The sequence below is a fragment of the Verticiella sediminum genome (genome assembly GCF_007558815.1).
Taxonomy (GTDB): Bacteria; Pseudomonadota; Gammaproteobacteria; order Burkholderiales; family Burkholderiaceae_B; genus Verticiella; species Verticiella sediminum.
Window position 1 is genome coordinate 29,166 of sequence record NZ_VLTJ01000001.1, and the last position, 23,519, is coordinate 52,684.

The 23,519-nt window shown below is 69.8% G+C and carries 23 protein-coding genes; 9 read left to right on the top strand and 14 right to left on the bottom strand.

Going from position 1 to position 23,519, the window contains the following annotated elements; genetic code table 11:
- Positions 1–34: 34 nt before the first annotated feature.
- Both FOZ76_RS00150 and FOZ76_RS00155 read right to left on the bottom strand, forming a co-directional pair.
- Complete coding sequence (locus FOZ76_RS00150; RefSeq protein WP_143946091.1) at positions 35–1,069, bottom strand: ABC transporter ATP-binding protein; 1,035 nt, start codon at positions 1,067–1,069, stop codon at positions 35–37.
- Positions 1,066–1,779: a GntR family transcriptional regulator gene (locus tag FOZ76_RS00155; protein WP_170235231.1), complete on the bottom strand. Its 714-nt coding sequence runs from the start codon at positions 1,777–1,779 to the stop codon at positions 1,066–1,068. The genes FOZ76_RS00150 and FOZ76_RS00155 overlap by 4 nt, the downstream gene beginning before the upstream one ends.
- Before the next feature lie 308 nt (positions 1,780–2,087).
- On the opposite strand from FOZ76_RS00155, the gene FOZ76_RS00160 reads away from it, so the two are divergent.
- Together FOZ76_RS00160 and puuE are read left to right on the top strand one after the other, a co-directional pair.
- Complete coding sequence (locus tag FOZ76_RS00160; protein WP_143946093.1) at positions 2,088–2,834, top strand: aspartate/glutamate racemase family protein; 747 nt, start codon at positions 2,088–2,090, stop codon at positions 2,832–2,834.
- A gap of 17 nt (positions 2,835–2,851) precedes the next feature.
- A complete protein-coding gene (puuE, locus tag FOZ76_RS00165) occupies positions 2,852–3,781 on the top strand; it encodes an allantoinase PuuE (RefSeq protein WP_143946094.1) in 930 nt (309 codons plus the stop codon).
- A gap of 33 nt (positions 3,782–3,814) precedes the next feature.
- Here puuE and FOZ76_RS00170 read toward each other — a convergent pair whose 3' ends face one another.
- Complete coding sequence (locus tag FOZ76_RS00170) at positions 3,815–4,723, bottom strand: DUF808 domain-containing protein (protein ID WP_143946095.1); 909 nt, start codon at positions 4,721–4,723, stop codon at positions 3,815–3,817.
- 196 nt (positions 4,724–4,919) lie between these two features.
- Between FOZ76_RS00170 and FOZ76_RS00175 the strand changes: the two genes are divergently transcribed.
- Together FOZ76_RS00175 and FOZ76_RS00180 are read left to right on the top strand one after the other, a co-directional pair.
- Complete coding sequence (locus tag FOZ76_RS00175) at positions 4,920–5,201, top strand: antitoxin (protein ID WP_143946096.1); 282 nt, start codon at positions 4,920–4,922, stop codon at positions 5,199–5,201.
- The gene (locus FOZ76_RS00180) at positions 5,198–5,611 is read left to right on the top strand and encodes a type II toxin-antitoxin system VapC family toxin (protein WP_143946097.1); all 414 of its coding nucleotides are present in this window, start codon (positions 5,198–5,200) and stop codon (positions 5,609–5,611) included. The genes FOZ76_RS00175 and FOZ76_RS00180 overlap by 4 nt, the downstream gene beginning before the upstream one ends.
- 28 nt (positions 5,612–5,639) lie before the next feature.
- Here FOZ76_RS00180 and FOZ76_RS00185 read toward each other — a convergent pair whose 3' ends face one another.
- Complete coding sequence (locus FOZ76_RS00185) at positions 5,640–6,428, bottom strand: exodeoxyribonuclease III (RefSeq protein ID WP_143946098.1); 789 nt, start codon at positions 6,426–6,428, stop codon at positions 5,640–5,642.
- 133 nt (positions 6,429–6,561) lie between these two features.
- Between FOZ76_RS00185 and pyrE the strand changes: the two genes are divergently transcribed.
- Both pyrE and FOZ76_RS00195 read left to right on the top strand, forming a co-directional pair.
- A complete protein-coding gene (pyrE, locus tag FOZ76_RS00190; protein WP_143946099.1) occupies positions 6,562–7,233 on the top strand; it encodes an orotate phosphoribosyltransferase in 672 nt (223 codons plus the stop codon).
- 8 nt (positions 7,234–7,241) lie between these two features.
- Entirely contained in the window at positions 7,242–8,468 is a 1,227-nt protein-coding gene (locus FOZ76_RS00195) for an MFS transporter (protein WP_143946100.1), read from the top strand.
- 27 nt (positions 8,469–8,495) lie between these two features.
- On the opposite strand, the gene FOZ76_RS00200 is transcribed toward FOZ76_RS00195, so the two are convergent.
- The 8 genes from FOZ76_RS00200 to FOZ76_RS00235 all read right to left on the bottom strand — a co-directional run bounded on the left by FOZ76_RS00200 (position 8,496) and on the right by FOZ76_RS00235 (position 17,436).
- On the bottom strand, positions 8,496–9,338 hold the full coding sequence (locus tag FOZ76_RS00200; RefSeq protein WP_143946101.1) for a c-type cytochrome: 843 nt from the start codon (positions 9,336–9,338) through the stop codon (positions 8,496–8,498).
- A gap of 138 nt (positions 9,339–9,476) precedes the next feature.
- Positions 9,477–10,481: a quinone oxidoreductase family protein gene (locus FOZ76_RS00205; RefSeq protein ID WP_143946102.1), complete on the bottom strand. Its 1,005-nt coding sequence runs from the start codon at positions 10,479–10,481 to the stop codon at positions 9,477–9,479.
- Positions 10,478–11,233: a FadR/GntR family transcriptional regulator gene (locus FOZ76_RS28110; RefSeq protein ID WP_170235232.1), complete on the bottom strand. Its 756-nt coding sequence runs from the start codon at positions 11,231–11,233 to the stop codon at positions 10,478–10,480. Before FOZ76_RS28110 ends, FOZ76_RS00205 begins: the two co-directional genes overlap by 4 nt.
- Positions 11,234–11,303: 70 nt before the next feature.
- Positions 11,304–12,284: a Bug family tripartite tricarboxylate transporter substrate binding protein gene (locus FOZ76_RS00215; protein ID WP_143946104.1), complete on the bottom strand. Its 981-nt coding sequence runs from the start codon at positions 12,282–12,284 to the stop codon at positions 11,304–11,306.
- Positions 12,285–12,422: 138 nt separating this feature from the next.
- Positions 12,423–13,310 (bottom strand): fumarylacetoacetate hydrolase family protein, encoded by an 888-nt coding sequence (locus FOZ76_RS00220; protein ID WP_143946105.1) that lies wholly within the window; start codon positions 13,308–13,310, stop codon positions 12,423–12,425.
- Positions 13,307–14,383: a cupin domain-containing protein gene (locus FOZ76_RS00225; protein WP_143946106.1), complete on the bottom strand. Its 1,077-nt coding sequence runs from the start codon at positions 14,381–14,383 to the stop codon at positions 13,307–13,309. The genes FOZ76_RS00220 and FOZ76_RS00225 overlap by 4 nt, the downstream gene beginning before the upstream one ends.
- Before the next feature lie 46 nt (positions 14,384–14,429).
- Complete coding sequence (locus FOZ76_RS00230) at positions 14,430–16,076, bottom strand: FAD-dependent oxidoreductase (RefSeq protein WP_143946107.1); 1,647 nt, start codon at positions 16,074–16,076, stop codon at positions 14,430–14,432.
- 181 nt (positions 16,077–16,257) lie between these two features.
- Positions 16,258–17,436 (bottom strand): iron-containing alcohol dehydrogenase family protein, encoded by a 1,179-nt coding sequence (locus FOZ76_RS00235; RefSeq protein WP_143946108.1) that lies wholly within the window; start codon positions 17,434–17,436, stop codon positions 16,258–16,260.
- Positions 17,437–17,540: 104 nt separating this feature from the next.
- Here FOZ76_RS00235 and FOZ76_RS00240 point away from each other — a divergent pair, with 104 nt between their 5' ends.
- The 3 genes from FOZ76_RS00240 to FOZ76_RS00250 all read left to right on the top strand — a co-directional run bounded on the left by FOZ76_RS00240 (position 17,541) and on the right by FOZ76_RS00250 (position 21,182).
- Positions 17,541–18,371: a GntR family transcriptional regulator gene (locus FOZ76_RS00240; protein ID WP_143946109.1), complete on the top strand. Its 831-nt coding sequence runs from the start codon at positions 17,541–17,543 to the stop codon at positions 18,369–18,371.
- 212 nt (positions 18,372–18,583) lie between these two features.
- On the top strand, positions 18,584–19,363 hold the full coding sequence (locus tag FOZ76_RS00245) for an enoyl-CoA hydratase-related protein (protein ID WP_246129223.1): 780 nt from the start codon (positions 18,584–18,586) through the stop codon (positions 19,361–19,363).
- A gap of 25 nt (positions 19,364–19,388) precedes the next feature.
- Positions 19,389–21,182, top strand: coding sequence for an acyclic terpene utilization AtuA family protein (locus tag FOZ76_RS00250; RefSeq protein ID WP_143946110.1), 1,794 nt, complete (start codon positions 19,389–19,391; stop codon positions 21,180–21,182).
- Positions 21,183–21,279: 97 nt separating this feature from the next.
- Here the strand turns inward: FOZ76_RS00250 and FOZ76_RS00255 are convergent, their stop codons facing one another.
- Positions 21,280–22,305: an NADP-dependent oxidoreductase gene (locus tag FOZ76_RS00255; protein ID WP_143946111.1), complete on the bottom strand. Its 1,026-nt coding sequence runs from the start codon at positions 22,303–22,305 to the stop codon at positions 21,280–21,282.
- A gap of 40 nt (positions 22,306–22,345) precedes the next feature.
- Positions 22,346–23,467, bottom strand: a complete 1,122-nt coding sequence (locus FOZ76_RS00260; protein ID WP_143946112.1) for an NAD(P)H-dependent flavin oxidoreductase — start codon at positions 23,465–23,467, stop codon at positions 22,346–22,348.
- Positions 23,468–23,519: the final 52 nt, after the last annotated feature.

A 23,519-nucleotide genomic window follows, 5' to 3' on the forward strand; every position in this document is an offset into this window, starting at 1 on the left:
CGTGGCTCCTTGCCGGGGTGGGATAAGGCGGCGCTCAGGCCTGCAGGCGATGCGCGGCCTCGGGGGCCCAGGCCGCGCGCAGGGCGGCGCCGGGCTCGATGGGTGCGGCGTGAAACACCTGGTCGGGCACGGTGGCGGTCCACTCCTCGCCCTGGGCGGTGGCGAGCGCGACCTGCACGTGCGTACCCTGGTATTCGCAGGCGGTGACCGTGACCGGCACGCCGTCGCCCTGCGGCGCAAGACGGATGCGGTCGCTGCGCACGGCCACCTTGCCGGCGGGCGTGTGCACGACGTTGTGGCTGCCGATGAAGCGCGCCACGAACTCGGTGCGCGGCGCGTCGAACACCGCGCGCGGGCTGCCCGCCTGCTCGATGCGCCCGGCGTTCATGACCACCACCAAGTCGGCCAGCCCCATGGCTTCTTCCTGCGAGTGCGTGACGTGCACGAAGGTGAAACCGAGCGTCTTCTGCCAGCGCTTCAGCTCGGCGCGCATGCGCACCCGCAGAAAGGGGTCGAGCGCCGAAAGCGGCTCATCGAGCAGCAGGGCGCGCGGCTCGGTGATGAGCGCACGCGCGAGCGCCACGCGCTGCTGCTGGCCGCCCGAGAGCTGCGCGGGCAGGCGCGCGGCGTAGGCGTCCATGTCGACCAGGGCGAGCAGTTCCCGGGCGCGAGCGTGCCGGGCGGCCTTGTCCACGCCCTTCATCTTCAGGCTGAAGGCGACGTTGTCCAGTACCGACAGGTGCGGGAACAGGGCATAGCTCTGGAACATCATCGCCGTGCCGCGCGCGGCCGCGGGCAGGTTGGTGATGTTGCGCGAGCCGAGCACGATGTCGCCTTCGCTGGCGATCTCATGCCCGGCGATCATGCGCAGGGTGGAGGTCTTGCCGCAGCCCGAAGGCCCGAGCAGGCAGCAATAGCTGCCGCCTTCGATGCGCAGGTCGATGCCGTCGACCGCCACGGTATCGCCGTAGCGCTTGGTCACCGCCGCCAGTTCCAGACGCGACTCGTGCGGGGGCGGCGCCTCCAGCGCGAGGGCCGGACCGCTATCGGGGGCAAGCGACTGACTCATGCGGATTTCCTCCGTTTCTGGACATCCCGGCCCAGCAGCCGGGCCAGGGTGGGCGAGACCGCCGAGCCCAGCGGGGCGAGGCGGGTCTCCAGCTCGAGCAGGTGTGCGCGCATCTCGCCGGCAGCGCGCGCCACGTCGCCCGACGCGATGGCGTCGAGCAGGGCGCCGTGATGATGCGCGACGCACATGGGCGCATCCTTTTGCTGGTACATGGCAAAGAGCAGGGACGTGCGCGAGACCAGATCCCGCAGCAGCTCGTACAGCACCGGATTGCCGGCGGCGCGCGCGAGCTGCAGGTGGAACTCGCCGGACAAGCGGATCGACTCGGCGCGGTCCGCGCGCGCCACCGCCGCCTGCTCGAGCGCCATCGCCTCGCGCAGCGCGGCCACGTCACGTGCCGTGGCCGCGCTGGCCAACTGGCTCACCAGCTCGCCCTCGATGAGCTGGCGGGCGGCGAAGACATGGCGCGCCTCCGACCAGGCCGGCCTGGCCACCTGCGCCGTGCGCTTGGGTTCCTGCACCACGAGACGGTCGCGGATCAGCCCGATCAGGACCTCGCGCACCACCGTGCGGCTCACGCCGAACGACGCGGCGATCTCCTGTTCGCGCAGCTTGGTTCCCGGCGGCAGCCGATGGTCGACGATCGCGGCGCGCAGCTCGGCATACACCTGCACCGCCGAACCGGCATGTGCGGCTTCGGCGGCGGGCACGGGTGGTGCAGGAGGATGGCGCAGCGACATGGCGGACCGAAAAAGGCGGCTTTGCACGACAAAGTGCAAGGGCTGTGCCAATTTGTGCAGCGCACCGGCCGGGCGGCTCGCCGTGCCGACGCCGCCGCCGCAAACCCCTGCCGGGTCAACGGCTTGGAGCCGGCAGGCGGCCGCCCGCGCAATCTTGCATGGAAAATGCTTATGGCGGTGTAGGCTAATCTTGCATACAGGATCAGTACACGATGCCGCACGAATCCAGTGCACCACGCACCAGAACGGATGCCCACGCCCTTCTTCCGAGCCCCGCCATGCGCCTATGCGTCATCAATCCCAACACCTCGAGCGCCATGACTCTCAAGATCGGCGAGCAGGCGCGCCGGGCCGCAGGGCCGGGCACCGAGATCCTCGCGGTGAACCCGGACATGGGGCCGGCGTCCATCGAGTCCCACTACGATGACGCCGTGGCGGTGCTGGGTGTGCTCGACGTCATCCGCCGCGGCGAGGCCCAGGGCTGCGACGGCTATGTCCTGGCGTGCTTCGGCGACCCCGGCCTGGCGGCGGCGCGGGAAGCCGCGCGCGGCCCCGTGATCGGCATCGCCGAGGCGGCCATGCATGCGGCGAGCTTCGTCGCCACCGGCTTCTCGGTGGTCACCACCCTGACCCGCACCTGCGTGATCGCCGAGCACTTGGCCGAAGCCTACGGCATGGCGCGCTTCTGCCGCAGCGTGCGCGGCACCGATATTCCCGTGCTCGACCTGGAGCACGACGACCCGGCCGCCTACGCCGAGATCCTGGCGGCCTGCCGGCGCGCCTTGAGCGAAGATCGCTCGGGCGCCATCGTGCTCGGCTGCGCCGGCATGAGCGACCTCGCCCTGCGGCTGCGCACGGAACTCGGCGTGCCCGTCATCGACGGCGTCGGCATGGCCGTGCGCCTGGTGGAATCCCTGGTCGCCCTGGGCATCGCCACCAGCAAGCAGGGCGACTACGCCGACCCCATCCCCAAACCCTATACCGGACTCACCGCGGGCTTCGCCCGCACCGCCCGCACCGCCTGAACCGCATGGAGCAACGCATGCAAACCCTCGACGACCTGGCCCGAACCCCCTACCCGCGCGACCTCATCGGCTACAGCCGCAAGCCGCCTCACGCCGCCTGGCCGGGCGGTGCGCGGATCGCCGTGCAATTCGTCCTCAACTACGAAGAAGGCGGCGAGAACACCATCCTGCACGGCGACGCCGCCTCCGAGGCCTTTCTGTCCGAGATGGTGAGCGCCGTCGCCTTCCCGGGCGAACGGCACATGAGCATGGAATCGCTGTACGAGTACGGCAGCCGCGTCGGCGTCTGGCGCCTGCTGCGCCTGTTCGGCGAACGCCGCCTGCCGCTCACCGTCTTCGGCGTCGGCATGGCCCTGGCGCGCAACCCCGAGGCCGCCCACGCCTTCGTGGAGGGCGGGCACGAGATCGCCTCGCACGGCTGGCGCTGGATCGACTATCGCAACGTGCCCGAGGAGATCGAACGCGAGCACATCGCGCTGGCCGTCGAGACCATCCGCCGCTACACCGGCGCCCCGCCCGTCGGCTGGTACACCGGACGCACCGGCCCCAACACGCGGCGCCTGGTGGCCGAGCACGGCGGCTTCCTGTACGACGCCGACTCCTATGCCGACGACCTGCCCTACTACGAGGACGTCGGCGGCAAGCCCCTGCTCATCGTGCCCTACACCCTGGACACCAACGACATGCGCTTCGTGCAGGCGCAGGGCTTTCACACCGGCGAACAGTTCTATACCTACCTCAAGGACGCCTTCGACGTGCTGTACGCCGAAGGCGCCACCACGCCGCGCATGCTGTCGGTCGGCCTGCACTGCCGCCTGGTCGGCCGCCCGGGCCGCCTCGCCGGCCTGGCGCGCTTTCTGGACTACATCCAGGGCCACGAGAAGGTCTGGATCTGCAAGCGCGAGGACATCGCGCGGCACTGGCTGGCGACGCACCCGGCGGGGTGAGGCGCGGGCCATCGCCCCCGCGCACACCGCCCTTCAGGCGGCGCGGCGCATGCGCTTGAACAACGTCACCGCCGCCAGGATGATGGCGCCGGCGATGATGCCGACGAGCGCGTTGAAAGCCATGACGCTCAGCGAGCCGACGAAGGCGCCGAGCGCGCCGAGATCCTCGGACTGATGTTCGAGGAAGGGCACCCCGTGAACGAGAATGCCGCCGCCGACCAGGAACATGGCGGCGGTGCCGACCACCGAGAGGGCCTTCATCAGCCACGGCGCGGCAGCCAGGATGGCCCGGCCGGTGCCTTGCGCCAGTGCGCCGGCCCGTTCGCTCAGGTGCAGCCCCAGGTCGTCCAGCTTGACGATGCCCGCGACCAGCCCGTAGACGCCGACCGTCATGGCCAGGGCGATGCCGACCAGCACGACGACCTGTTGCATGAAGGGCTGACCCTGCGTGACGCCGAGGGTGATCGCGATGATTTCGGCGGAGAGAATGAAATCCGTCCGGATGGCGCCCCGGATCTTGTCCTTCTCGAGATGCACAGCGTCGCGCGGTGCGTGCTGCAGCTTGCGCACGTGCTCTTCGTGCGCGGCAGCCCGTTCCGGCGCAGAATGCAGGAACTTGTGCGCAAGCTTCTCGCAGCCTTCGTAGCAGAGAAAGGCGCCGCCGATCATCAGCAGCGGCGTCACCAGCCAGGCAGCGAAGGCGCTGATCAGCAAGGCGAGCGGCACCAGGATCGCCTTGTTGACCAGCGAGCCCCGGGCCACGGCCGCGACGACCGGCAGCTCGCGATCGGCGCGCACGCCCGTGACCTGCTGCGCGTTCAGGGCGAGATCGTCGCCGAGCACGCCGGCAGTCTTGCGTGCCGCGACTTTGGTCATCACCGACACGTCGTCCAGCAAGGAGGCGATGTCGTCGAGCAAGGCAAGCAGACTACCGGAAGCCATGGGGCGACCCTGAAAAGGCGGTGACACGCAGCATAGCGCATGCTTTTGTGCCTATGCCTGGCGAATCCAGGCCGCATGCAGACCGCGAGGTGGACCACGCCTGGATCGATGGCTAGGAACCGGCAATGATATCTATCATGATATATACTCTACCGGTTGGTGACCGTTACTCTTTGGGATAGCGAGGACATTCGACATGCAAACCGCCAAACTGTTCAGCAACGGACGCAGCCAGGCCGTGCGCCTGCCGGCCGAGTTCCGCTTTGAAGGAAGCGAGGTCTTCATCCGTCGTGACCCGCTGACCGGCGACGTCATACTCTCCAAGCGGCAAGGCTGGTCTTCATGGGATGAATTTCTCAGCCAGCGCGACCTCGAGGCGGTACCGGAAGACTTTCTCGCTGATCGGCGGCAGCCGCCCGAGCAATCCCGTGCGCTGTGGGAGCCCGCACCACCCATCAAGCATGAAAGTGAAGAATGACACCGCGCTTCATGCTAGATACCAACATTGCCAGCTATCTGCTGCGCGGCAGCCATCCGGCACTGGAGCAGCGGTTGCGGCGGGAGGCTGTGGCCGCCGTCTGCATCTCGGCCATCACCCGCGCCGAACTGCGCTACGGTGTCGCCCGCCTGCTGCCCGCCGCCACACGGCTGGACCGTGAAGTGGAGCGCTTTCTGCGGGGAATCACCACGCTCGCCTGGGACGACGCCGCCGCCGACGCCTACGGTCAGGTACGCGCACGGCTGGAACGCCAGGGGCAGGCCATTGGTGCCCTGGATACTCAGATCGCCGCCCATGCCCTGATCACGAATCTGACGCTGATTACGCACAACGTACGGGAATTCCAGCGCGTTGCCGGTTTGCAGGTGGAAGACTGGACACGAACCTGATGCCTGGGATGGGCCGCTTTGCCAGGCCCTACAGCGTTGCCTCGTAATCGATGACGAGCGGCGCATGATCCGAAAAGCGCTCGTCCTTGTAGATCGAAGCGGCATGGGCCTTGGCCGCGATGCCCGGGGTGGCGATCTGATAGTCGATGCGCCAGCCTACGTTCTTGGCCCAGGCCTGGCCCCGGTTGCTCCACCAGGTGTACTGGTCGGGCCGGTCGTCCACGACCCGGAACACGTCGACGAAGCCGCGCTTCTCGAAGACGTCGGTGAGCCAGGCGCGCTCCTCGGGCAGAAAGCCCGAGTTCTTCTGGTTGCCGCGCCAGTTCTTGAGGTCGATTTCCTTGTGCGCGATGTTCCAGTCGCCGCAGATGACGAACTCGCGGCCGGTGGCCTTGTGTTCGGCCATGAGGCCATCGAGCCAGGGGCCGAACTCGTCGAGAAAGCGGTACTTGGCGGCCTGGCGCTCTTCGCCGCTGCTGCCCGAAGGCAGGTAGGCGCTGATCACGCTGGTCCTGGGCCAATCGGCGCGGATGATGCGGCCCTCGGCATCGAACTCCTCCACCTCGAAGCCGCTCACGACGCGCTCGCAGGCATCGCGCACGTAGAGGCCGACACCGCTGTAGCCCTTTTTCCGGGCGGAGAAGAAATGTCCGGTGTAGCCGGGCGGGTTGCGCAAGCCCTCGTCGAGGTCGGACTCCAGCGCCTTCAGTTCCTGCAGGCAGATGACGTGGGCGCCGCTGGCTTCGATCCAGGGCTGCAGGCCCTTCCTGAAGGCTGAACGGATGCCGTTGAGGTTGAGCGAAACGATACGCAGCAAGAAGGTCTCCGTGGCGCCGGCCGCTCAGGCGGGCGCTCAAGAAATGGCGGGAAACGGACGCCGCCCGGCTGGTCGGCCGCGGCGACGGCATACAATGTCGGCCCCGATGATAGCAACTCCCCCCTCCGCCACCATGTCCGACTCCACCCTGCGCACCACCTTCGTCCGCTTCGCCATCGAGCAAGGTGTGCTGCGTTTCGGCAGCTTCCAGACCAAGTCCGGGCGCAACAGCCCCTATTTCTTCAATGCCGGCCTGTTCAACACCGGCGCTACGCTGGGCCGGCTGGCCGCGTTCTACGCCGAGACGCTGCGCACGAGCGGCGTCGCCTTCGACATGCTGTACGGGCCGGCCTACAAGGGCATCCCGCTGGCCGCGGCCACGGCGATGGCGCTCTCGGTGGACGCGCAGGACGTGCCGTTCGCCTTCAACCGCAAGGAAGCCAAGGACCACGGCGAAGGCGGCACGCTGATCGGCGCACCGCTCAAGGGCAAGGTCGTGATCGTGGACGATGTGATCACCGCCGGCACCTCGGTGCGCGAGTCGGTCGACATCATCCGCGCGGCGGGCGCCGAGCCGGCCGCCGTGCTGATCGCGCTGGATCGCCAGGAGCGCGCGGGCGACGCTGAAACCCTGTCCGACGGCTCGGCCGTGCAGGACGTGCAGAAGACCTACGGCATCCCGGTCGTGAGCATCGCCTCGCTGGACGACATCCTCGCGCACCTGGAAAGCGCAGCGGGCGAGGCGCTCGCCGAGCACCGCGACGCCGTGCTGGCCTACCGTACGCGCTACGGCATCGCGGGCTGACGCCCGCCATGCCCGCCGACGGCACGCCGCGCTCGCTCGCCATTCCCCGCGGCACCATCCTGCTGCTCGCCCTGGCGGGCTTCTTCAGCTCTTCGGCGCTGCGCGTGTGCGACGCCCTGCTGCCCCGGCTGTCCGAGGAGTTCCAGCGCACGCCGGGCGAGGTCAGCCACGTGGTCACCGGCTTCGCCCTGGCGTACGGGCTGATGCAGCTCGTCTTCGGGCCGCTCGCCGACCGCTACGGCAAGATGCGGCTGATGTGCCATGCGCTGGTGGGCTGTGCGGTCGCCTCGGTGATCGCAGCGGTGGCCTTCAACTTCCACGCCCTGGTCGCCGCGCGCGTGCTGTGGGGCGCCGCCGCGGCCGGGATCATTCCGCTCGCCATGGCCTGGATCGGCGACGCCATGCCCTACGAGGAGCGGCAGACCACGCTGGCCCGCTTCATGACCGGCACGCTCACCGGCATGATTGCCGGGCAGCTCGTCGGCGGCGTGTTCGCCGACCTGGCCGCCGGCTGGCGCGGCGCGTTCGCGCTGTTCACCCTGGGCTATCTGTGCATCGCGATCCTCCTGGCCAGGCGTGCCGCGGGCATCACGGTGGGCAATACGCCCCAGCCGCAGACGGGCCAGGGCTTCGCCGGCAAGCTCGCCACCGTGCTGGGCGAGCCGTGGGCGCGGGTGGTGCTGCTCGCCGTATTCGTCGAGGGCCTGTTCCTGCTCGGACCGCTGGCCTACATTCCCACCCTGCTGCACGACACCTTCGGCATCCCGCTGGTGCTGGCCGCCGGCCTGACGGCGTGCAACGCGCTGGGCGGGCTGCTCTACGCCCTCAATGCCAAGCGCATCGTGACGCGCCTGGGCGAACGGCGCATGGTGTTCCTGGGGGGCCTGTTCGCCGGCGTGGGCTTTCTGGCCTGGATGGCGATGCCGCACTGGGTCTGGGCGGCACCGGCCGCCTTCGTGCTCGGCTTCGGCACCTATCTGTTCCACAACACGCTGCAAACGCACGCCACGCAGATGGCGCCGTCGGTGCGTGGCAGCGCCGTCTCGGTGTTCGCCTTCTGCCTGTTCGTCGGCCAGGCCCTGGGCGTGCTGCTGGCCGGCAGCCTGATCGACAGCCTGGGCTTCGCCTTGCCCTTGCTGCTGCCGGCGGTCGTGTTGCCGCTGACGGGCGCGGCTTTCGCCCGGGCGCTGCGGCGGCGGACGGCCCTGCGGCGCGCCTCGGCCAGCGCCAAATAGCTTCGGCGCCGCACGAGAAGAGGCGCGTCAGCGGGTATCCGCCCCGCCTTGCCCGCGGCTTTGCGCCATGTGGCCCAGATAGGCCAGCAAGGCGTCGAGGTCTGCCTGCGGCAGGATGTTCTCGTCGAAAGCCGGCATGCGCGCCTGCGGCCAGTGACGCAGGGCCTGCGGATCGCGGAGGTACATGCGCAGGGCGTCGGCGATCATGTACTCGGTGGGGCTGTGCGGCTGGTTGAGATCGGGCCCCATGCTGGCGTCGCCCTGCCCGTTCAGCGTGTGGCAGACCATGCAGTGAGTGCGGAACACCTGAAAGCCCCGCCAGACGGGGCTGTCCTCGCTGGTGCCTGCCTGCGGCTGCATGGCGGGGAAGCGTTCCGCCGCCGGCGCGACCAGCCGCAGGGCGGCCATCTGGTAAGGCCATTGCTCGGGCACGATGCCGCCGGCCGCCGGGTTGGTCCAGACGAGGTAGAACGGGCCCGCGCTCGGCTTGCCCTCGCCGAGGGCCGGCCAGGGTTGGCCTGGCGGCTCGATGGCGAGCCAGGCGCGGGCGCCGGCGGGATCGGTGGCGAGCAGCGGTGCGGCCGCAAGATCGGCAACGAAGCCGTCCAGCGCCACGGCCTGCAGGGTGGCCTCGGGCGCGACACCTTCGAGCAGCGCGGCGATCGGCACAGCGCGATACCGCATATCCCGCTTGTAGGCGACATCGGCCGGGATTTCCACTGCCTGGGCATCGGGACGGGCCAGCAGTTCCTCGGTGGAGACGGTGCGCTGGCCAGCACCGGCTTGCACGGCAAGGGTCGCCGCCTGCGCGGCGGCGCTCGCCGCGAGGCTACAGGCGACGACGAGCAGGGGCAGGCACAGGGTACGCATGGCGGGACGACCTCGGAAGGCATGACAGGGCACGATCGAGGCAGTCTACCGGCGAGCCCCTGCAGTATCAATCCGTAACGGCTCCGGCGACAGCGCCGGGGCTCGGCACACCGGAAAGACCGCCAGTGCGGCGCGCGTTCAATCCGGCCCCGCCCTCACGCACAGCATGGGCTTGCCCAGCGAACGGCGCGCTTGCAGCGCGGCGTGCGCCTGCTCGACGTCGTCCAGGGTGTGGCGTGTACCGATCGTCACGCACAGGCCGCCGTCGAGCAGCGCGCCGAAGATGGCATCGGCGCGGCGCTGCAGGGTCGCGGCGTCGGGCAGGTGATCGGCCAGCCTGGGCCGGGTGAGGAACAGCGAACCGGCCTCGCCCAGCTCAAGCGGGTCGAGGTCACGCACCGCGCCCGACACCGCGCCGTAGTTCACCACCAGTCCACTGCGCCGCGTGGCCCGGAAGCTGTGGCGCAAGGTGCTGGCGCCCACGGCGTCGAACACCACATCGCAGCCTGCGCCCTGCGTGACGCGCAGTACGTCGTCGACGAAGCCGCCGGCCTCGCCGTAGCCGAACACGTGGTCGGCGCCGTGGGCGCGCGCCACCTCGGCCTTCTGCGCCGAACTGGTGGTGGCCAGGACCGTAGCGCCGGCCCGCTTGGCCAGTTGCACCAGGATCTGGCCGATGCCGCCGGAAGCGGCGTGCACCAGGCATTGCATGCCGGGGCCGATGCGGCCGACGTCGTGCAGCAGATAATGCGCCGTGCAGCCATGAAACAGCGTGGCCGCGGCCATCTCCAGCGGCAAGGCGTCGGGCACGCGGGCAAGCCGGGCGGCCGGCACCACCGCGTACTCGGCATAGCTGCCCCAGACGATGCACCAGGCCACCCGGTCGCCCGGCCGCACGCCGGCCACGCCCGGCCCGGTCTCGCACACCACGCCAGCGCCCTCCATGCCCAGCGTGCAGGGCAGACGGACGGGGTACGTGCGCGAATCGGCATACTTGCCTTGCCGGGTATGCACGTCCATGAAGTTGACGCCAGCGTGCCGCACCTCGACCAGCACCTCGCCGGGCCCCGGCCGCGGCACGGGCAGCTCGCCCCGGCGCAGCACCTCAGGGCCACCGTAGCGCTCGATCCAGATCGCTTTCATCGCGCACCCACCTTGGCGTCGGCGGCTTCCAGCAGATACAGATGCAGCGCACGCAGGTGCTCGGACATCAGTTCGGCGGCGGCGTCGGCGTTGCGCGCGCGCAGTTCGCCGATCACCGCACGCTGCACCTGCAGGGTCAACGGCCTGGGCGGGACGTTCACGCGGTTCAGAATGCCCAACACGATCTCGGTCAGCGAATCCATGAACATGATCATCACTTCGTTGCGCGCGGCGCGGCTGAGCAATCCATAGAACGCCACGAGCTGGACGCGGCGGCGTTCAAAATCGCCGGCGCGCTCGAGCTGCTCGGTCTGCGCGATGCTGTCTTCCAGGGCCTGGAAGTCGGCCTCGGTGCCGCGTTCGCAGGCCAGCCGCACCACGGCATCGGTGACGATGACGCGGCTCTCGGTCAGCGCCTGCAGGGAGATGCTGCCCAGGTACACCATGTCGCGGATCGAGCGCGTCACCACGGCCGGGTCGCCCTCGCGGATGAAGGCGCCGCCCTTGACGCCTTTGCGCAGTTCCACCAGGCCCGCGATCTCCAGGCTGCGCAGCGCCTCGCGCACCGCGGGGCGGCCGGCGCCGAGCTGGACGGCGAGCTCGCGCTCCGCGGGCAGTTTGTCGCCGGGGCGCAGCGTGCCTTCCTGCAGGCGCGCGCGGATCTGCCCGCAGATTTCCTCGAAGAGGCGCGGCGCCTTCGTGGCTGTCGGCGGAGATACCAGCGTGGCGAGATCGTTGCGGTCGGCGTTCATGGCGTGCAGCCCGCCGGCGAGGCCGGCCGGGCTTGGGGATAAAGCCGTATTAGACCAGCGATGGCGGGCATCACTCCGGCGTGACGCCGGCCGCCTTGACCATCTCGGCCGTGCTGGCATTGTCGGCCGCGATCGTCGCGCGCAACTGCTCGCCGTCGCCGACCACCACGGCCAGTCCCTTGGAAGTGGCGTGCTTCTCCGCGAAATCGGGATCGTCCAGGACTTCCTTGATGCCGTTGCGCAGCTTGTCGACGATCTCGGGCGGCGTGCCGGCGGGCGCGAACAGCGCATACCAGATCGAGGTCTTCACATACGGCAGGCCCTGCTCGGTCGTGGTGGACACGTCGGGGAACTGCGCCACGCGCTCGTCGCCCGCAACGGCCAGCGGCTTGATCTTGCCCGCGTCGATCAGCGGCTGGACCACCGCGACGCTGCCGCTGCCCAGGTTGACCTCGCCGGCGGCGAGCGCCGTGAGGTTCGGCGTGATGCCCTTGTACGGGATGTGCAGCAGGTCGAGCTTCTCGCGCTCGTTGATGGTTTCGAACAGCAGGTGCGGCTGACTGCCGTTGCCGAACGAGCCGAAGCTCAACGAACCCGGCTTGTCGCGCGCCAGTTGCAGGGCGTCCTCGAGCGTGTCGGCGGGCAGGCCCGCGTTGGCGACGACCAGTTGGTCGGCCCGCACCATCATGGTGATCGGCACGAAGTCCTTGTCCGGATCGTAGGGCAGGTTCTTGAACAGGTAGCGGTTGCCCACCATGGTCTGGTTCACGGTGGCAAGCAGCGTGTAGCCGTCGGGCCGCGCGCGCGCCACGGCGGACGCGCCGATCAAGGAGCCGGCGCCGGGCCGGTTCTCCACGACGAAGGGCTGGCCCCAGCGCTGTGCCAGCTCGGCGCCCACCGCGCGCACGAGGACATCGATGCCGCCGCCCGGATCGAACGGCACGATGACGCTGATGGGGCGCGCCGGATAGGCCGCGGTGTCGGCGGCCTGGGCCGTGCCGGCGCAGAGCAGGGCGGCGGCCAGAGCCGCGGTGTGCAACAGGGATTTCATGGTCTTCTCCTCCTCCAACGTTTCAGGCGGGCCTGGCCGCGCAGGGCCATGCCCGCTTGTGAGTGCGACGCTTTCGCCTGGCGAATCCGAGCGGCATGCAGGCCGCGAGGTGGACCAGGCTTGCGTTTGGACCCGTGGTCAATACGGCCTGGGCGCCCGCACCGCGCGCTCGCGCACGTCCAGCGTCATGTCGCCGACGCCTTCGATGGCGATGCGCACGCGGTCGCCCGGGGCGAACGGCCCGACGCCTTCGGGCGTGCCGGTCGCGATCACGTCGCCCGGCTGCAGCGGCAGCACCGAGGACACCAGCTCGATCAACTCGGCGATGCCGACGATCATCTCGGCCGTGTTGGCGGACTGGCGCAGCTCGCCGTTGACCCAGAGCCGGTTCGCCAGGGCCTGCGGCTCGGGCACCTCGTCGGCCGTCACCAGCCAGGGGCCCAGCGGCGTGAAGCCGGCGAAGGACTTGCGCATGGAGCGCTCTTCCTCGGCCACGCCCTTCTCGATGCGCATGGTGGCGTCGATCAGGCAGGCATAGCCGAACACATAGTCCATGGCCTCTTCGCGCGGCACGTCGCGCGCCGGCTTGCCGATGATCACGGCGAGTTCGGATTCGTGATCGAACCGGCGCGCCGAACCGCGCGGCAGTTCGATCGCGCCGCCGGCGCCCACCAGCGAGCCGGGGGCCTTCAGGAAGAAGCCCTGCTCGCGGGCGCTGCGGCCGCCCTGGGTGACCGCGCGCGAGCCCAGCTCGCCGATGTGCTTGCGATAGTTCGCCGGCGCCGCGAAGACGTGGCGGGGAGCCGGGTTGGGCGGCAGCAGCGTCACCTGGGACAAGGGGATCGCGGCTGCGCTCTCGGCCGCCTGCTGCAAGGCCTGGGCGGTATCGGCCCAATGGGCGATCAGCCAGTTCATGCGCTGCGCGGGCAGGGCGTCCAGGAATGCGGGCAGCGCCGCGGTGGCGTCGCGCACCGTGTCGCCCTGCACCAGGCCGATGCGATAGTCGTCGTAGACAGCGATCTTCATGTTTGCTCTTCGATGGTTTGGTGCCCGCCCAGCGCCTGCTCGCGGTAGTAGCCCAGGGCCTGCATGGCGGGAATGTCGTTGACCTGGAACAGCACGGCATCCTCGCCCGTGTCGTTGTGGTGCTCGTGCCAGGCCCAGGGCTGCACGGTGAGGAAGTCGCCCGGCGCCCAGTCGTAGCGGCGGCCGTCGACGATGGTGCTGCCGTGGCCGCGCACGATGTAGTACAGCTTGCTGCCGGTGTGGCGGCGCGCCTGGGTGCGCGCGCCGGCGCGCAGCTTCTGCAGGCGCATCCCCATGGTGCGCATGGCCGGCCCGCCGTTGCGCGGGTTCTGGTACTCGAGCACGACATCGTCGTAGGGGTCGGCCGGCAATGCGGCCGCGCGCTCCAGCGCCGCCATGGCCATGTCGGCCGGGTAGGCCAGCAAGGGATTCGGGCCATCGCGCTCGCCCGGGTCCACCGGACGCATCAGCCCGCTGCCGAACTCGCGGAACGAGCGGTCGGGCACCTCGGCTACCGGCTGCATCCTGTCGGGATAGCCTTCGAAGAATGTGCCGTGCACGGCGCGCATCAGCGAGATGTCGAGCACGTCGAGCCAGATCATGGGCTCGCTGCCCTTGTGCACGTGGTCGTGCCAGGTCATGGCCGGCGTGAGGACCAGGTCGCCCTCGTGCATGGGATAGCATTCGCCGTCCACCGTGGTGGTGGCACCCCCGCCCTTCATGATGAAGCGAAAGGCGCTGGCGGTATGGCGATGCGCCTCGGCGACCTCGCCGGGCAGGATCACCTGGATCGAGGCCCAGAAGGTGTGGGTGGTGCCGTAGGGCAGCCCCGGATTCTGCAGGCGCAGCGTGCGCCGCATGCCGGCCGAGCCGAGCGCGATCTCGCGGCCCAGGCGCTCGAGCAGCGGCTCGAGATCGCGCCAGCGCCAATGCACCGTCTGCGTGGCCGACGATGGCTCGCGCGTGAACAGCGGTGGGTCGTCGGGCTGGTGCACCCGGCAGTGGTAGCGCGCCAGATCCTGCTTGAGCGCCTGGCGGGCCGCGGCGTCGGACATGGCAGTGTCGTGTCCCATTTCAGTCTCCGTGCAGCGAACGTGGTGAGCGTGGGGGGCGTTTCATTCAGTTCACCTCCTGTGGCACGGACGCAGCCACACCGCGTACGGTGTCGATCAGCGCCGCGCAATTCCTTGGCAAGGCGTCGTCGCGCCAGGCGACCTGCCCGTCGGGCCGCACCAGTACCAGGCGCTTTTCGTACAAGGCGGCCGCCTCGGCATGATCGATGTCGATCACCTCCAGCGGCATGCCGACGCCGGCGGCGGCCTGCACGAGCGGGCCCGCGTCCGGCGGGCTGGCGCCGAAACGCAGCAGCACGAAGCCGCGGCCGTAACGGTCGAGGATGGAATCGCCCTCGCCCAGCCAGACGTGCGGCGCGCGCGAGCCGGGCCGGGCGGTGGGGGTATAGGTGGAAACTTCGTCGGGCGGGCGCGGCGTGCCGTCAGGCACGACGATGGGCGAGCCTTCATAGACGTAGCCCAGGTGCACGCCGATGGAATACCACTCGCGCCGCATCATCTCGGTATAGCGGGCGCCGTACTCCCGGCGCGCGGCCTCGGCTTCGGGGCCACTGCCCTCGAACATGATCGGGTCCGGCCGCAGGATGCGCGGCGAGAGCATGCGGCGCAGGTTCTCGCCCGCCTCGCCCACGTTGCGCACCGCCACCGGACGCTGCTCGATGTCGTAGGTGGCGGGCAACTGCGCGCCGCCCCAACCCTGCACGCAGGCCGCCAGCTTCCAGGACAGGTTGACCGCGTCGAGGATGCCGGTATTCATCCCGAAGCCGCCCGTGGGCGAGGTCAGGTGGGCAGCGTCACCGGCGATGAACACGTTGCCGCGGCCATAGCTTTCGGCCACGAGCTGGCGCCGCACCCATGGCAGCATGGAAAGGATCTCGAAGTCGAACTCGCGTCCTACCGCGCGCACGATGGCGCGGCGCGCCTCCTCCTCGGTGAGGGTGCGGCGCTGCTCGTCGCCGACCAGCGAGAAGCGCCACTGGTCGCGCCCGTCGATGGCGACCAGCGTGGCCCAGGTGCCCTCCGGGCCGATGAAGATGTAGCGGTACGCGGGCGCCTTGTCGTGCAGGCGCTCCAACCCCGCGCAGCGGAAGATGATGTTGGTGGTGTAGGTGAGCACGGCATCGCCCTGCATGGCGATGCCCAGCGCCTGGCGCACCACGCTCGCGCCGCCGTCGCAGCCGACCAGATAGCGCGCGGTGATCGTGCTCTGCGTTCCGTCGCCCACGTTGTGCACGGTGGCGACCACGCGCTCGCCCTCGTCGCGAAAGCCGACCAGCTCGCGCTGGTAGCGTAGCTGCACCTGGGGAAAGCCGGCGGCGAACCGCCGCAGCACCGGATCGAAGAAATTCTGCGGACAGCGCTCGCGCTTCTGCGGGCTCTGCGGCGGGCAGCGCTCCTGGCTGGGCGGCGGAAACGGCTCGCGGCCGAATTCGTAGCCGTTGAGATCGGTGACCCAGGCGCAGTCCTGCGGGTAGTCCCGGTTGTAGCCGGCCTCGTGCACCCACGGCACGATGCCCCAGCGCCGGCAGAACTCCATGCTGCGGATCCCGACCATGTCCATCTTGGGCTGGGCGACCGTGCCATCGGTACGCTCGATCAGCATGCAGTCCACGCCCCGCCAGCCGAGATCGCCGGCCAGCGCCAGCCCCACCGGGCCGCCGCCGACGATCAGAACGGACGTATCGACATTCATCCTCACTCTCTCCGGAGTGGCGCGCCGCGCTGCTGTCGCGAACGGGTCCCGGCACGCCGTTAATGGTCTTACCTATTTGGTAAGACCATTCTAGAGGGCGTGCGCCGTCATGGCAAGCGTTGCGTCAGGTTCGCTTACGAGCCGTGCCCATCACCGCCCCTGCCCTTGCCAGCGCGGGGCTTCACTCGCCCCAGGCAGCCTCGATCACCGTCTGCACTTGCGCCGCGGAATCGATCGGCCTCGGGTTGTACTGGAGGAACCAGTCCTGCATGGCGGCCGTGGCGACCGCCGGCACCTGTTCGCGCGCCAGGCCGACCTCGCGCAGCGTACGGGCGATCGGCAGCCGATCCAGCAACTGCCGCAGCCGTCCGACGGCAAGCGTCGCGGCGTCCCCCCCTTGCCGCGGCCGCTCGCCCAGGGCTGCGGCCACCTTGGCCAGGCGCGCGCCGCTCGCCGGTGCGTTGTACGCCATGGTGTGGGGCAGAACGATGGCATTGACCACACCGTTCGGCACATGGCTGCGCGGGCCGATGGCATGGCCCAGGGCAGAGGCCAGGCCGCCGCCGGCAATGTCGGTACCGCGCCCGCATAGCACCGCGGCCAGCATCAGGGCCTCGCGGTGCGCATCCTGGCCGTCGCCGTCGAGCCGGGCCGGCAGGTGTTCGTCGAGCAGGCGCACCGCATGCATGAGCGAGGCATCGGACAACGGATCGGCGCGGGACGACTCCAGGCCCTCCACCGCCATGGCAAGGCAGTTCAGGGCCGCGGCGCGCACCACGTCGGCCTGTGCGCCGCGCAACAGCGCCGGGTGCAGAAAGATGGCGCGCGCACGCGTCTTGGGATCGAACAATGCCAGCCGGCGCCCCGAGGCGGGATCGTGCAGCGCGCTGCCGGCCTTCACGCACGCCGTGGTCGGCGTCGTGGGCAGCACGAACTGCGGCAGCTTGGGCGCCTGCAGCCGAGGGCTCGTCCATCGGCCGTCGGCCTCGCGCCGGCTGCACAACGCGTGCGCGGGCTGTCCCTCGGCCAGCAGGATGGAGGCGGCGCGCGCGGTGACGATCACCGAGCCTCCGCCCAGCGCCACCACCGCGTCGGCACGGCTGGCCGCGAGGAAGTCCACGGCTTCCTGGACCGCGTCCACCGGGCTGTGCGCCCGGGTCTGCGCAAACACGCCGCACAGCCGCTCGCCGAGCACGGGGCGCAGCAAGTCGAAGCCGCCGCCCGGGCGCGCGGCCGATGCGCTGCCGATGACCGCAGCGCGTCGGCAGCCGTTGCGATCGAGCTCGCGCACCAGCGCCTGCAGACTGTCGGGGCCGGCATGCAGGCGCAGCTCCGGTGCGAGATGTTGAAAGGACGACATGCCGGACTCCTCCAGGGCCGCCGTTCGGGGGCGACGGGCGATTCTTGTATCATAAGAGCATTATTAGTCCAAGTTCTCGACTAGAGCCCAACGCGACACCCGCCATGAACCAGATCGCCCTTCACCATGGGCCCGTTACCCTCTACGCCCAACTGGCCAGCATCATGCGCGATCGGATCATGAGCGGTGTCTGGAAGTCCGGCGACGAGATCCCCACGCTGGATCAGATGGTCAGGGAATTCGCCGTCGCCCGCGTGACGGTGCGCCAGGCGGTGCAGATGCTGGCCGACGAGGGCCTGCTTTCCAGCCAGCGGGGGCGCCGCACCTACGTCACCTGGCAGCCGCCGACGAGCGACGACGCCAACCCCATCTTTTCCTATACGGGTTCGGTCGACAAGGAAACCGCCAACTACGCCATCAACGTTCTGTCCAAGCAGGAGTTCGATGAACTCCCCGCGCATCTGGCCTTCCTGGGCGAGCCTCACGGCCGCTACGTGCGCATCCGCAAGGTCGACAGCGAGAACGGCATCCCCTACGTCATTTCCGACAACTACGTGGCCCTGCCGGTCTACCGGCGCATTCCGGCCAATGGCGAGAAGAAGGCGAAGCTGGTGCGGCTGGTGCGCGACCATGCCCAGACGCCGATAGCCTGCTGGAAGGAGCGGATCACCGTGACCGCGCTGAACTACGAGGATGCCACGCACTTGCAGGTGCCGATCGGCAGCCCCGCTGCCCGCATCGTTCGCGTCTTTCTCGACGCGGACGACAAGATTCTCTATACAGGACACCTGCTGTACAGGGCCGACCGCTTTGCGGTCGATCGCGACATAACGGACCTGCTGTACGACAGCGACCGGCCGGCGGCATCCGGGCGGGCCGCGCGGCGCACGGCCCGTTCGTCGGCGCAACCCACCGCACGCCGCCGCACCCACTAGCCGCAGCGCCAGGGCGGGCGGGGGACGCCTGCCGTCGCTGCCCGTTCGACCGGATCGGCATGGCATGCGTTCAGGCCCGCACCAGCTCAGGCTCGCACCGAGTTGTACTATTGACAGTCCTAGAGGACTACCATACGCTTTCCATGCCGCGCTCGGACGCCTGATCTCCACGTCCCGCCCGCTTTAACCTCTCTTCCCAGGAATCCCCGAAGGTGCAGACTGACAACGACATCCTGTTCGAGGCGAAGGACGGCATCGCCGTCATCACCCTGAACCGCCCCCACCGGCGCAACGCGCTCACCAACCCGCAGATGCAGCGGCTGGGCGAGATGATCACGGCCGCCTCCAGCCAGCCCGAGCTGCGCGCCATCCTGCTCACGGGCGCGGCGGACAAGGCCTTCTGCGCCGGCGCGGACCTGACGCCGGGCGATACCCCCTTCAAGCCGGACTTCTCGCGCATGCACACGCCGTTCGCCGAGTTCCTGCGGGCCGGCAAGAACAGTGCCCTGCCCATCATCGGCCGCATCAACGGCGACTGCATGGCGGGCGGCATGGGGCTGCTGGGGGTGTGCGACATCGCGATCGCCGCCGAGCATGCGCGCTTCGCGCTGTCCGAAGTGAAGATCGGGCTCTTTCCCATGCAGGTGGTGGCCGTGCTGCGCGACATGATGCCGCGGCGCGTGCTGGCCGACCTCAGCTACACGGGCCGCTTCATGGCGGCGGCCGAGGCGCAGGCGCTCGGGCTCGTGAACCGGGTGGTGCCGGCCGCCGAGCTGGACCAGGCGGTGGACGCGGTGCTGGCCGACATCCGCCGGGCCTCGCCCGCGGCCCTGCGGCGTGGCCGCTACGCCCTGCGCGCCATGGAATCCATGTCGTTCGACGAGATGATCGCGTTCGCGGAGACGCAAGTCGGCCCGATGATCCTGACGGACGACGCACGCGAAGGCCTGGAGGCCTTCAACCAGAAACGCAAGCCGAGCTGGGCCGTCTGAGGCCGCAACGCTTTCCGGAGGAGACATGAAACAGAGCATACGCATCGGCGGGGCCGGCGGCTTCTGGGGCGACAACGTGGCGGCGCTGGAGCAGCTCGTCACGCGCGCCGACGTCGACTACATCATCTCGGACTATCTCGCCGAGCTGACCCTGGCGATCCTCGCCAAGCAGAAGGACCGCGACCCTTCGGCAGGCTACGCGACCGATTTCGTCGCGCTGTCGCTGCGTCCCGTCCTGCAGGAAGTGCTGCGCCGCAAGATCCGGATCGTCGTGAACGCGGGCGGCATGAATCCGGCGGGCTGCGCGGCCGCGCTGCGCGAGCTGGCGGCCAAGCTGGACGTGCCGGTGAAGATAGGCGTGGTCGAGGGCGACGACCTGATGCCGCGCATCGCGACCCTGCGCGCGGCCGGCACGGTGGAGATGTTCACCGGCCAGCCGCTGCCGGAACAGGTGACCAGCATGAATGCCTACCTGGGCGCCTTTCCGATCGCCGCGGCGCTGGACATGGGCGCCGACGTGGTCATCACCGGCCGCTGCGCCGACAGCGCGCTCGCGCTTGCGCCGCTGATCCACGAGTTCGGCTGGACGCCGACCGACTACGACCGGCTCGCCGCCGGCAGCCTCGTGGGCCACATCCTGGAGTGCGGCACGCAGACCACGGGCGGCCTCTACACCGACTGGGAGGACGTGCCCGGCCGCGAGGAAGTGGGCTTTCCGATCGCCGAATGCCGGCCGGACGGCAGCTTCGTCCTGACCAAGCCGGCAGGCACGGGCGGCCTCATCACCCCGCTGGTCGTGGCCGAGCAGATGCTCTACGAAGTGGGCGATCCCGGCAACTACCTGCTGCCGGACGTGACGGCGGACCTGCGTTCGGTGCGCCTGGAGCAGACCGGCCCCGACAGCGTGCGGCTCACCGGCGTGCGCGGCCGTCCGCCCACCGATACCTACAAAGTGAGCGCCACCTACCTGGACGGCTTTCGCGCCACCGCCACCCTGACCATGGTGGGACGCGGCGCGGCCGACAAGGCGCGGCTGATCGGCGAGGCCTTCCTGAACCGCACGCGCGCGCTGATGCGTGCGAAAGACCTGGGCGACTATTCGGAAACCTGCATCGAGGTGCTGGGCACGGAAAGCGCCACCTTCGGCCCGCACGCGCGCCAGCACCTGACCCGCGAAGTGGTCCTGCGCATCGCCGTGCGGCACCCCCTGGAGAAGGCCCTGCAGATCTTTGCGCGCGAACTGGCGCCGTTCGGCACCTCCGGCACGCCGGGAACGACCGGCTTCGGCGGCCGTCCCAAACCCACGCCCGTGTACCGCCTGTTCTCCTTTCTCGTGCCCAAGGCGCAGGTGGAAGTCGCCGCCGCGGTCGGCCAGGAGCGGGTCGGCGTCGGGGCGCCGCCGGCCGCGGCCTGGGTGCAAGCCCCGCCGGTCGAGGTGCCGGCGCCACCGCGCGGCGGCGAGCCGCTGGCCACGGTTCCGCTGCGCTCGATCGCGGTCGCGCGCAGCGGCGACAAGGCGGACATCTCGCACCTGGCGCTGATCGCGCGCTGCGCCGAGTTCCATCCCGTGCTGCGCGCCGTGGCCACGACCGAGGCGATCCGGGGCTATCTCTCGCATCTGGTCCAGGGCAGGGTGGAACGCTACGACGTGCCCGGCATCCATGCCGTCAACTTCATGCTGCACGAAGGGCTGGGCGGCGGCGGCACGGCCTCGCTGCGCAGCGACTCCCTGGGCAAGGCCTTCGCCGAGATCGTCCTGGACCATGAAGTCGAGGTGCCGCGGGCCTGGCTGGATCACCCGCGGTTCCGCAGCGCGTGACGGCCTGACGCCCTGGGGGCCCGGGCCTGCGCGGCCCGGAAGGCGTCCCGATCGTCCAGCGGCCACCGGTGGAAATCCGGGTGGCCCATGGCACCGCTCACGTCTTGCGCGGCTCCGTCAGATGGACGACGGACTTGCCCAGGTTGCGCCCCTGCAGCATGGCGATGAACGCAGCCGGGGCCTGCTCCAGCCCGAAGCTCGCATCTTCCCGGAACCGCAGGCGCCCGCGGCGGTAGAGTTCGCCCGCCTCGGCGACGAACTCGGCCTGGCGATGCACGCGGTCGGACAGGATGAACCCCTGCACGCACAGGCGCTTGGCCAGCACGTCGGACCACGCGGGCCCCGGCTCGGGCGCGCCCTGGCGGTTGTATTCGGAGATCAGGCCGCAGACGACCACCCGCCCGCCCTGATTGAGCAGCGGCCAGACGGTCTCCCTCACCGCCCCGCCCACGTTCTCGAAATAGACGTCGACACCCTGCGGGCAGGCGGCCCGCAACTGCTCGGCGAAGTCGGGCGCCCGGTAGTCGACGCAGGCCGCCAGGCCCAGGCTGTCGACGGCGTACCGGCATTTGTCGGTACCGCCCGCGATGCCGATCACCCGGCATTCCCAGGCCTGCGCGAACTGCGCCGCGCACGAGCCGACCGCGCCCGACGCGGCGGACACCACCACGGTTTCCCCCGCGCGCGGCCGGCCGATCTCGCGCAGGCCGATCCAGGCGGTCATGCCGGACACGCCCAGCGCGCCCAGCCAGACGGCGGGCGGTGCCAGCGCGGGGTCGATCTTCCAGACCTTGGTGCCGTCCGTGACCGAATAGTCCTGCCAGCCACCGGCCATCGTCATGACCCACTCGCCCTCGCGGAAATCCGGGTGCCTGGACGCGACGACACGGCCCACGGCCTGCCCGTACACGGTGTCGCCGATCTGCAGCGGCGCGGCGTACGAGCCCGCCTCGTCGCTCATGCGCAGACGGGCCGCTGGCGCCAGGCCGAGCACTTCGTGCGCAACCAGGAACTGCCCGGCCCCGGGCACCGGCACCGGCTCGGCAACCAGGGCGAAGTCGGACGGCACGGGCAGCCCGCGCGGCCGCGCCGCGAGCGCGATCCGGCGATTGGCGGGCGTCACCGCAGGCCCCTTGCGCAGCCGGAGGCGGCCGGCCCGCGGCTCATTCGGCAACCTCGTCGCTGAGTTCGGCCATGTCGACCAGGGTCTCGCCGAACTCGGCCAGAATGTCGTAGATGACCTGGCGTACCGAGGTCTCGTGCCTCATCGTCCCCACGATCTGGCCCACCGGGCAGGTCATGAAATCCTTGGCCACGGCCCGGTCGAAACGCAGCCGCGCCTCCGTGCTCAGCACGCTCTGCCAGGGCATCGGCAGCGGCTGGGGGGCGCCCGGCTGCACCCAGGCTTCGGTGAACTTGCTGCGCAGCATGCGTCCGGGCTTGCCGGTGCGCGAGCGGGTCTGCACCGCGTCCTCGGCGTTGGCGGCCCAGAGCAGTTCCTTCATTTCGTCGGGCAGGTCGCTCTCGCGGGTGCCCAGCCAGATCGAGCCGCACCAGATGCCCTTGGCCCCGAGCGCGAACGCCGCGGCCATCTGGCGGCCGCGCCCTATGCCGCCCGCGGCGAGCACCGGCATCGGCGCAACCGCATCGACGACTTCGGGCCAGAGCACCATGGAACTGACCACGCCCGTATGGCCGGCAGCCTCGGTGCCCTGCGCGATGACCAGGTCCAGGCCGTTGGCCTTGTGCTTGAGCGCGTGCTGCACCTTGCCGGTCATGGCGCCGACCTTGATGCCGTGCTCGTGCAGGCGATCCAGGATGTGCCTGGGCGGCGAGCCCAGCGCGCTCACGACCAGCTTGACGTTGGGATGCCGCAGCACCACGTCGAGCAGTTCGCCGGCGTGCTCGGGCGTCATGTGCAGTTGGTCCAGGGCCTCGCGCAGCAGCGACTCGCGCTCGGATTCCGGCAGACGCGGAACGCCGCCGGCGTCGAGCAGCTCGCGCACGAACCTCACGTGCTCCTCGGGCAGCTTGTCGAAGTCGAGCTTTTCCTGGCCGACGGTCTCGAACTTCTGCGGCAGCAGCAGGTTGACGCCGTAGGGCTTGCCGCCCACACGTTCATCGATCCAGTTGAGTTCCATCTCGAGCTGTTCCGGCGTGTAGTAGGCCGTGCCCAGCGCACCCAGGCCGCCAGCGCGGGTGATCTCGGCGACCACGTTGCGGCAGTGGGAGAACCCGAAGATGGGTACTTCGATGCCGAACATCTCGCAGATCGTGTTGTTCATGTGTAACCCCTCTGGTTGATAAGCGTTGCCAATCCGCTGCGCCGATTGCCTT

What these genes read in the sequence shown, in the direction of transcription:
- FOZ76_RS00150 (WP_143946091.1), bottom strand. Translation starts at nt 1,069, where the DNA reads ATGAGTCAGTCGCTTGCCCCCGATAGCGGTCCGGCCCTCGCGCTGGAG.
- FOZ76_RS00160 (WP_143946093.1), top strand. Translation starts at nt 2,088, where the DNA reads ATGCGCCTATGCGTCATCAATCCCAACACCTCGAGCGCCATGACTCTC.
- puuE (WP_143946094.1), top strand. Translation starts at nt 2,852, where the DNA reads ATGCAAACCCTCGACGACCTGGCCCGAACCCCCTACCCGCGCGACCTC.
- FOZ76_RS00170 (WP_143946095.1), bottom strand. Translation starts at nt 4,723, where the DNA reads ATGGCTTCCGGTAGTCTGCTTGCCTTGCTCGACGACATCGCCTCCTTG.
- FOZ76_RS00175 (WP_143946096.1), top strand. Translation starts at nt 4,920, where the DNA reads ATGCAAACCGCCAAACTGTTCAGCAACGGACGCAGCCAGGCCGTGCGC.
- FOZ76_RS00180 (WP_143946097.1), top strand. Translation starts at nt 5,198, where the DNA reads ATGACACCGCGCTTCATGCTAGATACCAACATTGCCAGCTATCTGCTG.
- pyrE (WP_143946099.1), top strand. Translation starts at nt 6,562, where the DNA reads ATGTCCGACTCCACCCTGCGCACCACCTTCGTCCGCTTCGCCATCGAG.
- FOZ76_RS00195 (WP_143946100.1), top strand. Translation starts at nt 7,242, where the DNA reads ATGCCCGCCGACGGCACGCCGCGCTCGCTCGCCATTCCCCGCGGCACC.
- FOZ76_RS00200 (WP_143946101.1), bottom strand. Translation starts at nt 9,338, where the DNA reads ATGCGTACCCTGTGCCTGCCCCTGCTCGTCGTCGCCTGTAGCCTCGCG.
- FOZ76_RS00205 (WP_143946102.1), bottom strand. Translation starts at nt 10,481, where the DNA reads ATGAAAGCGATCTGGATCGAGCGCTACGGTGGCCCTGAGGTGCTGCGC.
- FOZ76_RS28110 (WP_170235232.1), bottom strand. Translation starts at nt 11,233, where the DNA reads ATGAACGCCGACCGCAACGATCTCGCCACGCTGGTATCTCCGCCGACA.
- FOZ76_RS00215 (WP_143946104.1), bottom strand. Translation starts at nt 12,284, where the DNA reads ATGAAATCCCTGTTGCACACCGCGGCTCTGGCCGCCGCCCTGCTCTGC.
- FOZ76_RS00220 (WP_143946105.1), bottom strand. Translation starts at nt 13,310, where the DNA reads ATGAAGATCGCTGTCTACGACGACTATCGCATCGGCCTGGTGCAGGGC.
- FOZ76_RS00225 (WP_143946106.1), bottom strand. Translation starts at nt 14,383, where the DNA reads ATGGGACACGACACTGCCATGTCCGACGCCGCGGCCCGCCAGGCGCTC.
- FOZ76_RS00230 (WP_143946107.1), bottom strand. Translation starts at nt 16,076, where the DNA reads ATGAATGTCGATACGTCCGTTCTGATCGTCGGCGGCGGCCCGGTGGGG.
- FOZ76_RS00235 (WP_143946108.1), bottom strand. Translation starts at nt 17,436, where the DNA reads ATGTCGTCCTTTCAACATCTCGCACCGGAGCTGCGCCTGCATGCCGGC.
- FOZ76_RS00240 (WP_143946109.1), top strand. Translation starts at nt 17,541, where the DNA reads ATGAACCAGATCGCCCTTCACCATGGGCCCGTTACCCTCTACGCCCAA.
- FOZ76_RS00250 (WP_143946110.1), top strand. Translation starts at nt 19,389, where the DNA reads ATGAAACAGAGCATACGCATCGGCGGGGCCGGCGGCTTCTGGGGCGAC.
- FOZ76_RS00260 (WP_143946112.1), bottom strand. Translation starts at nt 23,467, where the DNA reads ATGAACAACACGATCTGCGAGATGTTCGGCATCGAAGTACCCATCTTC.